Genomic DNA, 10,226 nt, shown 5'->3' on the forward strand with positions numbered 1-10,226 from the left:
TCCCGGCCCCGATCGCGTTCCAGCCAGTCTCCGGGGACCCTCCAGCCGGGCTGTTCAGCCTTGCACCACCAAGGTCCGAGGAGTCTCGGGGAAGCCGGGACCGACAGGGTGGAGCAGGCGTGACAGTTCTGGTGACAGGAGCGACAGGATCCGTCGGCCGGCATGTGGTCGACCACCTCGTGGCGGCGGGAGCGCGGGTGCGGGCCCTGACCCGCACCCCGGCCGCAGCGGGGCTCCCCGACGGCGTCGAGGTGTTCGAGGGCGACCTCGAGCAGCCGCAGACGCTGCGGGCCGCCCTGAACGGCGTGGAGCGCCTCTACCTCTTCCCGGTCCCCGAGACCGCGCGGGAGGTCGTCGCCCTCGCCAAGGAGGCCGGAGTGCGCCGCATCGTGGTGCTCTCCTCCTCGTCCGTGCTCGACACCTCCGGCGACAACCACAGCGGTGAGCACCACCGGACCGTGGAGCGCGCCGTGGAGGAGTCCGGCATCGCGTGGACCTTCGTCCGCCCCGACGAGTTCGCCACCAACCTGCTGTGGAAGTGGGGCCACTCCATCCGCACCGAGGGCGTCGTGCGCACCCCCTACGGCGGCGCGCCGCGCGTGCTGATCCACGAGGCCGACGTCGCCGCGGTGGCCGCCACCGCGCTCCTCGAGGACGGCCACACCGGGCAGGCGTACGTCCTGACCGGCCCTCAGGCCATCACCCAGGCCGACCAGGTGAAGGCGATCGCCGCCGCCCTCGGCACCGAGGTCGCCTTCGAGGAGATCACCCCCGACCAGGCGCGCGAGCAGATGGGCCACTTCATGCCGCCGCCGGTCGTCGAGATGATCCTCGGCTACCTCGCCGACGCCATGGACAACCCGCCCGTGCCGCTGGACACCGTCGAGCAGGTCACCGGCCGCCCGGCCCTCACCTTCGCCCGGTGGGCCGCCGACCACGCCGCCGACTTCGCCCCCCGGCGCGAGACGGTGGCGGCGTGAGCGTCGACACCGGCACAGCCGCCGCCCGCCACGCAGCCGCCCCCGCCGCCGGTGGTGAGACGGCCAACGCCCATGTGCAGCTCACCGGCAGCGGCCGCCCCGAGGACCACATCGTCGCCGGCAACGGCCCACGGCCCACGGCCGGCCGGGGCAAGGTCGTCGTCCGCGTCGAGGCCGCCGGCGTGTCCTTCGCCGAGGTGCAGATGCTCCAGCACCTGCACCCCTTCCCGCCCAAGTTCCCCTTCGTGCCCGGCTACGACCTGGTCGGCCGCATCGTTGGGACCGGCGACAACGTCACCGGCTGGACCACCGGCGACCGGGTCGCCGCGATGCCCCGCCACGGCGCCTGGCAGCAGTACGTCGAGGTGCCCGCCACCTCGCTCGCCGCGGTGCCCGAGCACCTCGACGCGGCCGTCGCCGTCTCCCTGATCACCAACGGCGTCACGGCCTACCAGATGCTGCACCGGCAGACCGCGCTCGCCGCCGGCTCCACCGTGCTCGTGCACGGCGCCAGCGGCGGCGTCGGCACCCTGCTCACCCAGCTCGCCGTCCACGCACAGCTGCACGTCATCGGCACCGCCTCACCCGCCAAACACCCCGCGGTGCGCGCCCTGGGCGCACAGCCCCTCGACTACCGCACCGACGACCTCGCCGCCGCCGTACGGGAACTGGCGCCCGACGGCGTCGACGCCGTCTTCGACCACATCGGCGGCCGCGGCCTCGACGCCGGCTGGGCCATGCTCGCCGACGGCGGCACCCTCGTCTCCTTCGACTCCTCCGTCGCCGGCTACCGGCCCGGCCAGTGGTTCAGGCCGCATGTGCCCGCACTGCGCCGCACCGCCGCCCGCTTCATCGCCCGCAAGCTCCACCTCACCCGCGGCCGCCGCCAGAGCATGTACTACGTCAAGCCCGGCGACGACTTCCGGACCGACCTCGCCGCCCTGTACCGGCTGGTCGACGAGGGCGTATTGAGCCCTGAGATCGCCGGCCGCCACCGGCTGGCCGAGGCCCCGGCCGCGGTACGCGCCCTGCTGGACGGCGCCACCGTCGGAAAGCACGTCCTGATCCCCTGAAGACCGGTAAGGAACCCTCACCATGACCGCAACGCTCGCCGAACTGCCCATCCAGAGTGTCCAGGAGCGCAACAAGCAGATCGCGCTCGACTGCGCCGCCGCCTGGAACCGCTGGGACCTGGACGGCATCTTCATCCACTGGTCGCCGGACATCCGGCACTTCTCCGAGGACCGCCCCGTCGACTCGGAGGCCATGAAGCAGGCGATGCGCGGCGGCCTCGCCGCCTTCCCCGACCTGCACCTGGACGTCAAGAGCGCCGTCTCGCAGGGCGACCGCGTCATCCTGCGCATCACCGTGACCGCCACCCACCTCGGCGACTTCATGGGCAAGGCCGCGACCGGCAAGAAGGTCACCTGGTTCATGCTCGAGGAACTGCGCTTCGACGACGCCGGGAAGATCATCGAGCACTACGACGTCTTCAACTACCTGCCGATGCTCAAGGAACTGGGCTTCGTCGCCGCCGACGTCCTGTGACCTTGCCGCACCACCGAAGGGCCCGGGCCGCCGACACGGCCCGGGCCCTTGTCCGTGCCCCGGCTCAGCCGGCCGCCGCCAGCAGCCCGGGAAGATCCCGCATGTCGTCGAACACGATCGTGCCCGGCCCCGCCAGCCGGGAGGCCGGGGTCAGGCCGCCGCAGTAGCCGAAGGCCCGCATCCCGGCCGCACGCGCCGCCTTGACCCCGTACGCGCTGTCCTCGATCACCGCGCACGCCCCGGGCTCCACACTCAGGCAACGGGCGGCATGCAGGAACAGGTCGGGCGCGGGCTTGCCCCGGGCCACGTCCGCAGCGCTGAAGATCCGCCCCTCGAAACGGTCGGACAGCGCGACGATGTCCAGACTGCGCCTGATACCGGCGTGATCACCGTTCGAGGCGACGCACACGGCCGCGGTGAGAGCGTCCAGCGCGTCGGTGACGCCGTCGACCGCGGTCAGCCCGGTCGCGAAGGCCGCCTCGTACAGGTGCTCGTACTTCTGCTGCCAGCCCTTCTCCAGCCGCCGTCCCAGACGCTCCTCCACGGCCGCCGTGTACACCTCGGTGGACGAGCCCACGAACCGTTCGACGATCTCGGCCTCGGTGAACGCGCACCCCAGATCGGCCATGATCACCGCGTCGACCTCGACGCATATCCTCTCGCTGTCCACCAGCACACCGTCACAGTCGAAGATCACCAGCTCCACGCCGCTCACAGTCATGAGCGGCAGCGTACGCAGCCCCTGCGCCCGGACACCCCGTCAGGTCCCCGCCGTGCCCTCCGCAGGCGTCCCGCGCCGGATCAGCCGCCGCTGCTCACCGCTCGTCGCCACGGACCACCAGGACCGGGCACGAGGCGTGCTGCGCCCCCGCGGCGCCGCTGCTGCTGCGCGCGGCCGTGCTGAGCGGCGCCGCCTTCACCGAGATCCTGCCCCCGGCCCGTGCGACGGACGGTGTGGCCGCCCTGCCGCGGTACTGAGTCCGACCGGACACCGGATCACCGACGGTACGGCCGCCGGCCGTGAAAGCGGCCGCGTCACACGAAGACGACACTGGACGCCGCCGGCACGGCGAGCGACCCGGCTCGGCGCGGCACCCCCGTCGCGTCGACGCCGAACCAGGTCACCTCGCCCGAGCGCTCGTTGACGGCATACAGGTGGGCGCCCGACGGGTGCAGCACGAGGTCGCGCGGCCAGCGGCCTCCACACGGCACCGACGTCAGGAGCCGCGCCGCCTGACCGGTCTCCTCCAGGGAGAGGACCGCGATGGTGTCGGTACCCCGTACGGCCGCCCACAGGTGCCGGCCGTCCCGGGAGACGACGGGGGCGGACGGCTGCACCGGAACGCCGGCGCCGTCGGGGAAGAGCGGACATTCCGCGATCGGCCGCAGCACCCCGGTCGCCGGGTCCCAGCGGCACACCGTGACGGTGGGCCGCAGCTCACCGAGCACGTAGGCGTGGTCCCCGCGCGGGTGGAAGACGAGGTGGCGCGGGCCGGTGCCCGGCGGCAGGCCCATGACGCTGTGGAGGGCGAGCTGCCCGGTGCCCGGGTCCAGGGAGCAGACCCGCACCGAGTCGGTGCCCAGATCGACGCTCAGCACCCACCTTCCCGAGGGGTCCTGGACCACCTGATGGGCGTGCGGGGCCGACTGGCGGTCCGGGTTGGGCCCGGACCCCTCGTGGCGCAGCACGCTGCTCGGCGCAAGGGGGGTGCCGTCGGCGGCCAGCGGCAGCACGGTGACGCTCCCGGACCCGTAGTCCGCCGTCACCAAGTGGTCCTGACAGACGGTGAGGTGCGTCGGGTCGGCCGCTCCCGTCGGGACGGGCTCGCCCAGCGGCCGGGGGACCGGCCCCGAGACGTCGAACCCGGCGACCGCTCCTTGGGCCGTTTCGGACACGCAGTACAGAACCGGACCCCGCTCACGGTGCCCGACAGCCAGATACGACGGGTCGGGAACGGTCTCGACGGTGCCCGCCGCGGTCAGGGCCCCGGTGCGCGGATCCACCGCGGCCTGGACGATCCCCCGTCCCCCGTCCGACGTAAAGCAACCGATGAAAGCCCTCACAGCGTCCGTGCCGTTCATGGGCCACCACCCTAGGGGACGGTCCGGCAGACCGGGCCGATTCCTCTTTTCCCCGGGGTGCACCAATGCCCGAGGTGGCGGCTTGCGGCCGGGGTCGGCCTCAACGAGTCTGGAGCGGTTGCCCGCCGCGGGCGGACAGCGGCGGCGCGAATCCGGGGTACCGACGGCTGCGCGTTTTCCCCCGACCGGGAAGAACCGACAGGAGGACGAAACAGTGCGGGCATTTGTCATGAAGGAAATCGGCACGGTGGGTTTCATGGACAAGCCGGTCCCCGACGTCGGTTCCCGCGATGCCTTGGTGCGGACGACGAAGGCCCTGATCTGCACGTCCGACTCCCATACGGTGCAGGGAGGCATCGGGCCGCGGGAAGACCTGACGCTGGGGCACGAGGCGGTCGGCGTCGTGGAATCCGTGGGCAGCGACGTCAAGGACTTCCGGCCGGGCGACCGTGTCCTCGTCGGTGCCATTACTCCGGACTGGGGCGATCCGGCCTCCCAGAACGGCTTCCCTTCCCAGTCGGGCGGACCGCTCGGGGGGTTCAAGTTCGCGAACCTGAAGGACGGCGTATTCGCCGAGTTCTTCCATGTGGGTGACGCCGACGCCAACCTCGCGAAAATCCCCGACCAAATCTCCGACGAAGCGGCCGTCTATTGCGCCGACATGCTCTCGACGGGATTCATGGGCGCCGAGCACGGCAACATCCCGATGGGCGGGACCGTGGCCGTGCTCGCCCAGGGCCCCGTGGGACTGATGGCGACGGCCGGGGCCAGACTCCTGGGCGCGGGACTGGTCATCGGCGTCGAGTCCGTGCCGAGCCGGCAGGAACTCGCGCGCTTCTACGGAGCCGACGAGATCGTCGACTTCACCCGCGAGGACGTGACCGAGCGCGTTCTCGAACTGACCGGCGGGCAGGGGGTGGACACGGCGATCGAGGCGCTGGGCGCCGACGTCACCTTCAAGACCGGCGTCGAAATCACCAAGCCCGGCGGGACGATCTCCAACATCGGCTACTTCGGGTCCGGCGACTACGTCAGCATCCCCCGCGTCGCCTGGGGCGTGGGCATGGCCGACAAGACGATCACCTCCGGCCTCTGCCCCGGCGGACGGCTCCGGATGGAACGCCTGCTGCGCATCCTGGAAAAGGGCCGCCTCGACCCCACGCGCATGACGACACACACGTACTCCTTCGACGAGATGGAACGCGCCTTCGAGGTGTCGGACAAGAAGCTGGAGGACACCGTCAAGGTGCTGGTGAGCTTCTAGACCGACGCCGGCCCCCCGGCCCGACAGGTACACGTGCGAAAAGCCCCCGATCCGGCCAAGGAGCGAACGGAATGCACGACTCCGACCCGCCGTTCCGGCCCCTTCGCCGGCCGGACGGCTACCTGCCGCTCGAGGACCTCGGCCTGATCGGCGACGGCACGACCGCCGCGCTCGTCGGCCTCGACGGCACCATCCCGTGGATGTGCCTGCCCCGCTTCGACTCCGAACCCGTGTTCTGCGGGCTGCTGGACCACACCCGGGGCGGCCACTTCACCGTGACCCCGCGGAACCTGCGCGAAGCGCGGCAGCGGTACGAGCCCGACACCGGCGTGCTGCACACGGAGTTGCGCAGCGACACGGGCCTGGTGCGCGTCACGGACGCGCTGGTCCTGCGCTCCGGGGCCGACCTGTCCGACGACGCGCCCTCGGGCCGCGGGGAACTCGTCCGCTCCGTGCTGGTCCTGGACGGAGAAGTGCGCCTCGACGTGGCGGTCGAGCCCCGCGGCGGCGCGCAGGCCCACCAGCTGTACAGCGGACTGGAGGTCCAACCCGGCCTGGCCGGTCCGCGCCTTCACCTGCGCTCCAACCGGCCCCTGAGCGGCCTCGTGACCGTGCACGAGCTGCGGCAGGGAGACCGTCTCGACCTCGTGCTGTCCTGGGGACGCTTCCACCGCCACCACCGCTTCGACCCCGACGCCATGCTCCGCCAGACGGAGGACGCCTGGCGGCGGTGGATGCGGTCCTGCGACTACGCCGGCCCGCAGGAAGCACTCGTCCGCCGTGCCGCGATCACCTTGAAGATGTGCGACGACTGGGCCAACGGCTCGCTCGCCGCCGCCCCCACCTCCTCCCTGCCCGCACCCATCGGAGGAATCCGGAACTGGGACTACCGCTATGCCTGGATCCGCGACGCCGCCTTCGCGGTCTTCGCGCTGCGCCGCATCGGCTTCCACGGCGAGGCCGACGCCTTCCTCGGCTGGGTCCTCGACGCCTTCGAACGCAGCCGCCTGCCACGCATCATGTACACCCTCGACGGCGACCTGGTGCCCGAGGAGACCGAGGACGCCGAACTGGAGGGCTACCGAGGCTCCTCGCCCGTCCGCTGGGGCAACGGCGCCGCCGACCAGCGCCAGCACGACGTGTACGGCGAGATCCTGGACTGCGCCGACCAGTGGCTGCGCCGGGGCGGCGAGATCCAGCCCGCCATGTGGGCCAGTCTGGCCGGGCTCGCCGATGCGGCCGGCCACGCCTGGCACCGGCCGGACCAGGGCCTGTGGGAGATCCGCAGCGAGGGCCGTCCGTTCACCTACTCCGCCGGGCTGTGCCAGGTGGCCCTGGACCGGGCGGCGCAGATCGCCGAACGCTTCCGCCTGCCCGGCGACATCGGCGGCTGGCGCGACGCGGCCAACCGGTTGCGCGACCTCATCCTGGAGCAGTCCTGGGACGAGGACGCACAGACGCTCAGCGTGTACCTCGACGGCGGCGGCGTCGTCGACGCGAGCCTGCTGAACCTGCCGCTGCGCCACGTCGTACCGGCCGGCCATCCACGGATGGTGGCGACCACCCGTGCCGTCGCGACACGCCTCTCGGCCGGCGACGGGCTGCTCTACCGCTATCTGCACGACGAGCACCCCGACGGCCTCGCGGGCGACGAAGGAGCCTTCGTCCTGTGCAGCTTCTGGATGGTGGACAACCTGATCGGGCAGGGCCGGCTGGAGGAGGCCGAGGAACTGTACGCGTCGCTGTGCTCGCGAGCGAGCCCGCTGGGGCTCTTGTCGGAGCAGATCGACCCGACCACGGGAGCATTCATGGGCAACTTCCCCCAGGCGTTCAGCCACATCGGGATCATCGCCAGCGGAGTCAACCTCGAACGGGCGAGGGGCGGTTCCCGATGACCGTCCGACGACTCGTCGTGTTCGGCGGCACCGGCGACCTCACGGGCCGCTTCCTCCTGCCGGCGCTGGCCGCCCTGCACGCGGCGGGACACATCGACGACCGGTTCCGCCTCACGGGCGCCAGCCGGGAGGACTGGGACGGCGAGCGGTACCGGCAGTGGGCCGGCACCCAGCTCGACCGCCACGGCGCCGACCTGCCGGCCGCATCCCGGCGGGCCGTCACGGCGTCGGCCGACTACCGCAGGGCCGACGTCACGGACCCCGTCGACGTGGCCGCGGCCGTCGCCGGGGAAGACCCCGCAGCCGTCTACCTCGCCCTTCCCCCGGCGCTCTTCCCGGCGACGGTGACCGCCCTGCACGAGGCGGCACTGCCCCCGGGCAGCCGCATCGTCCTGGAGAAGCCCTTCGGCGAGGACCTCGCCGGCGCACAGGAACTGAACCGGCTGCTCGCCGATCTCGTACCCGAGCGCGCCGTCTTCCGGGTCGACCACTTCCTGGCCATGACGACCGTTCAGAACGTCCTCGGCAGCAGGCTCGCCAACCGGGTGCTCGAACCGATCTGGAACAGCACACACATCGCCGAGATCGAGATCGTCTGGGACGAGACCCTCGCCCTGGAAGGCCGGGCCGGCTACTACGACCACGTGGGCGCGCTGAAGGACATGGTGCAGAACCACCTGCTGCAACTGCTGTGCCTGGTCGCCATGGAACCACCGCTCACCCTCGGCGAGCGGGACCTGCGCGACCGGAAGGTCGACGTGCTGCGATCGGTGCGGCTGCTGACCGACTACGACCTCGTGCAGCGCACGCGCCGCGCCCGCTACTCCTTGGGCCGGGTCGGCGAACACGACGTGCCCGCCTATGTCGACGAGGACGGTGTCGACGCGCGGCGCCGCACCGAGACCTTCGCCGAGATCGTGCTGGAACTCGACAACTGGCGCTGGGCGGGCACCCGGTTCCGACTGCGCAGCGGCAAGGCCCTCGGCAAGGACCGCAAGGAGGTCGCGGTGCGCTTCCGTTCCGTTCCTCACCTGCCCTTCGGGCAGGACAAGGACATCCGGCCCAACGTGCTGCGCTTCGGACTGGAACCCGAGAGCCTGACCATGGACATGACCGCGACCGGCTCGCGTGCCGAGACCCTCGCACCGCTGTCGCTGACCGCCGAGATGGACGCCCCCGAACTGCCGGCCTATGGCCGTCTCCTGCTGGACGTCCTCGACGGCAACCCCGCCCTGTCCATCCGCGGCGACGAGGCCGAGGAGTCCTGGCGCGTCGTCGAGCCGGTCCTGTCCGCCTGGGAGAGGGACCTGGTACCCCTGGAGGAGTATCCGGCCGGCTCGGACGGGCCCCCTCCCCGCCACATCAGCCCTGAGCGGCGGGACGACTTGCTGCACGAGGGGACGGTCGTGCCGGCCGACTCCTGACAGCGCACCCACGACCGCCGTGCCGCACCGGTGACCGCACACCGGTACGGGAGGAGAGCCGATGACCCACCCTGCTGAGAGCCGTCCTCCGTGTGTCGTGGTCACCGGGGTGTCCGGGGCCGGCAAGTCGACGGTCGCCCGGCTGCTGGCCGCGCGCCTGGGTGTGCCCTTCGCCGAGGCGGACGACTTCCACTCTCCCGACAACATCCGCAAGATGGCCTCGGGCGTTCCGCTGGACGACGGGGACCGCCGGTCGTGGCTGGAGTCCGTCGGACGCTGGCTGGGCGACCACGACGCCACCGGCAGTGGGGGAGTGGCGGCCTGCTCCGCCCTGCGGCGACGCTACCGGGACGTCCTGAGCTCGGCCTGCCCCGCCGTGTTCTTCTTCCAGCTCACGGCCGACCGGGAGGTGCTCGCGGAAAGGCTCGGCGGGCGCAGCGGCCACTTCATGCCCGAGACCCTGCTCGACTCCCAGCTGGCGACGCTCGAGCCGCTCGAACCGGACGAGAGGGGAGCCGCCCTGGACGCCGCACCGCCTCCCGCGGACATCGTCCGAACGGCCACGCAACTGCTTCCCCGACGATGACCGGCCGGTTTCGGCGGCCCCCGGCCGGTCAGGAGCCTTCACCGGCGACGCGGCGTCGATCCCTCTTTCCCGCTCGGCGCCCCCTCCTACCGGTCCGCGTCCGTCGGTTGCGGAACGAGGGCGATGGGCGCGTCGGCGAAGTGGAGGGCCGCGTGGGCGACATGCCCCACATAGCGGCTTCGGGGTTCGGCGCGGCGCCCCACCACGAGGAGCTGAGCCGCCGCCGCCAAGGACACCAGCATCTCCGCCGTCGGACCCGCCTGGACATGTTCCACCACCGGGACCTGCGGATACCGCTCGCGCCACGGCGCCAGAAGGTCCGCGAGGTCATGACGGTGGACCTCCTCCCACCCACCGTGCTCGTCCGCGCGGCGCACCAGCTCGGGCTCGTAGGTGAACATGGCGGGCAGGTTCCAGGCGCGCGCCGCGCGCAGCGGGACACCGCGC

10 protein-coding genes and 1 pseudogene are annotated in these 10,226 nt (G+C 72.1%); 7 read left to right on the forward strand and 4 right to left on the reverse strand.

All coding sequences use genetic code 11. The features are described from left to right. Positions 1 to 119: 119 nt before the first annotated feature. From ACWGH4_RS22895 to ACWGH4_RS22905, 3 genes are read left to right on the forward strand one after another with little or no spacing between them, the layout of a single operon-like run. On the forward strand, positions 120 to 980 hold the full coding sequence (locus tag ACWGH4_RS22895) for an NAD(P)H-binding protein (RefSeq protein WP_453463835.1): 861 nt from the start codon (positions 120 to 122) through the stop codon (positions 978 to 980). Further along, complete coding sequence (locus ACWGH4_RS22900; protein ID WP_453463838.1) at positions 977 to 2,053, forward strand: zinc-binding dehydrogenase; 1,077 nt, start codon at positions 977 to 979, stop codon at positions 2,051 to 2,053. The genes ACWGH4_RS22895 and ACWGH4_RS22900 overlap by 4 nt, the downstream gene beginning before the upstream one ends. Positions 2,054 to 2,075: 22 nt before the next feature. Next, a complete protein-coding gene (locus ACWGH4_RS22905; RefSeq protein WP_441267303.1) occupies positions 2,076 to 2,528 on the forward strand; it encodes an ester cyclase in 453 nt (150 codons plus the stop codon). A gap of 64 nt (positions 2,529 to 2,592) precedes the next feature. Here ACWGH4_RS22905 and ACWGH4_RS22910 read toward each other — a convergent pair whose 3' ends face one another. The 3 genes from ACWGH4_RS22910 to ACWGH4_RS22920 all read right to left on the reverse strand — a co-directional run bounded on the left by ACWGH4_RS22910 (position 2,593) and on the right by ACWGH4_RS22920 (position 4,610). Continuing rightward, positions 2,593 to 3,249 carry an HAD family hydrolase gene (locus ACWGH4_RS22910; protein WP_453463842.1) on the reverse strand — a complete coding sequence of 219 codons (657 nt, stop codon included), beginning with the start codon at positions 3,247 to 3,249 and terminating at the stop codon, positions 2,593 to 2,595. A 94-nt stretch (positions 3,250 to 3,343) separates the two neighbouring features. After that, positions 3,344 to 3,520, reverse strand: a complete 177-nt coding sequence (locus ACWGH4_RS22915; protein WP_453463845.1) for a hypothetical protein — start codon at positions 3,518 to 3,520, stop codon at positions 3,344 to 3,346. 43 nt (positions 3,521 to 3,563) lie between these two features. Beyond that, positions 3,564 to 4,610 carry a lactonase family protein gene (locus tag ACWGH4_RS22920; protein ID WP_453463848.1) on the reverse strand — a complete coding sequence of 349 codons (1,047 nt, stop codon included), beginning with the start codon at positions 4,608 to 4,610 and terminating at the stop codon, positions 3,564 to 3,566. Positions 4,611 to 4,839: 229 nt separating this feature from the next. Between ACWGH4_RS22920 and ACWGH4_RS22925 the strand changes: the two genes are divergently transcribed. From ACWGH4_RS22925 to ACWGH4_RS22940, 4 genes are all read left to right on the forward strand, one after another. After that, positions 4,840 to 5,874: an NAD(P)-dependent alcohol dehydrogenase gene (locus ACWGH4_RS22925; RefSeq protein ID WP_453463851.1), complete on the forward strand. Its 1,035-nt coding sequence runs from the start codon at positions 4,840 to 4,842 to the stop codon at positions 5,872 to 5,874. 71 nt (positions 5,875 to 5,945) lie between these two features. Continuing rightward, on the forward strand, positions 5,946 to 7,769 hold the full coding sequence (locus tag ACWGH4_RS22930) for a glycoside hydrolase family 15 protein (protein WP_453463854.1): 1,824 nt from the start codon (positions 5,946 to 5,948) through the stop codon (positions 7,767 to 7,769). Beyond that, a complete protein-coding gene (locus ACWGH4_RS22935; RefSeq protein ID WP_453463857.1) occupies positions 7,766 to 9,193 on the forward strand; it encodes a glucose-6-phosphate dehydrogenase in 1,428 nt (475 codons plus the stop codon). The genes ACWGH4_RS22930 and ACWGH4_RS22935 overlap by 4 nt, the downstream gene beginning before the upstream one ends. Positions 9,194 to 9,254: 61 nt before the next feature. Further along, a complete protein-coding gene (locus tag ACWGH4_RS22940) occupies positions 9,255 to 9,779 on the forward strand; it encodes a gluconokinase (protein ID WP_453463860.1) in 525 nt (174 codons plus the stop codon). Between the two features lie 86 nt (positions 9,780 to 9,865). Here ACWGH4_RS22940 and ACWGH4_RS22945 read toward each other — a convergent pair. Beyond that, positions 9,866 to 10,226 (reverse strand): annotated as a pseudogene (locus ACWGH4_RS22945) (universal stress protein); the annotation flags it as partial.

It is taken from the genome of Streptomyces sp. NPDC054847 (assembly GCF_053610925.1).

Excerpts from the sequence above, each read along its gene's own strand:
- ACWGH4_RS22905 (WP_441267303.1), top strand. The coding sequence starts at position 2,076 with ATGACCGCAACGCTCGCCGAACTGCCCATCCAGAGTGTCCAGGAGCGC.
- ACWGH4_RS22910 (WP_453463842.1), bottom strand. The coding sequence starts at position 3,249 with ATGACTGTGAGCGGCGTGGAGCTGGTGATCTTCGACTGTGACGGTGTG.
- ACWGH4_RS22920 (WP_453463848.1), bottom strand. The coding sequence starts at position 4,610 with ATGAACGGCACGGACGCTGTGAGGGCTTTCATCGGTTGCTTTACGTCG.
- ACWGH4_RS22925 (WP_453463851.1), top strand. The coding sequence starts at position 4,840 with ATGAAGGAAATCGGCACGGTGGGTTTCATGGACAAGCCGGTCCCCGAC.
- ACWGH4_RS22930 (WP_453463854.1), top strand. The coding sequence starts at position 5,946 with ATGCACGACTCCGACCCGCCGTTCCGGCCCCTTCGCCGGCCGGACGGC.
- ACWGH4_RS22935 (WP_453463857.1), top strand. The coding sequence starts at position 7,766 with ATGACCGTCCGACGACTCGTCGTGTTCGGCGGCACCGGCGACCTCACG.
- ACWGH4_RS22940 (WP_453463860.1), top strand. The coding sequence starts at position 9,255 with ATGACCCACCCTGCTGAGAGCCGTCCTCCGTGTGTCGTGGTCACCGGG.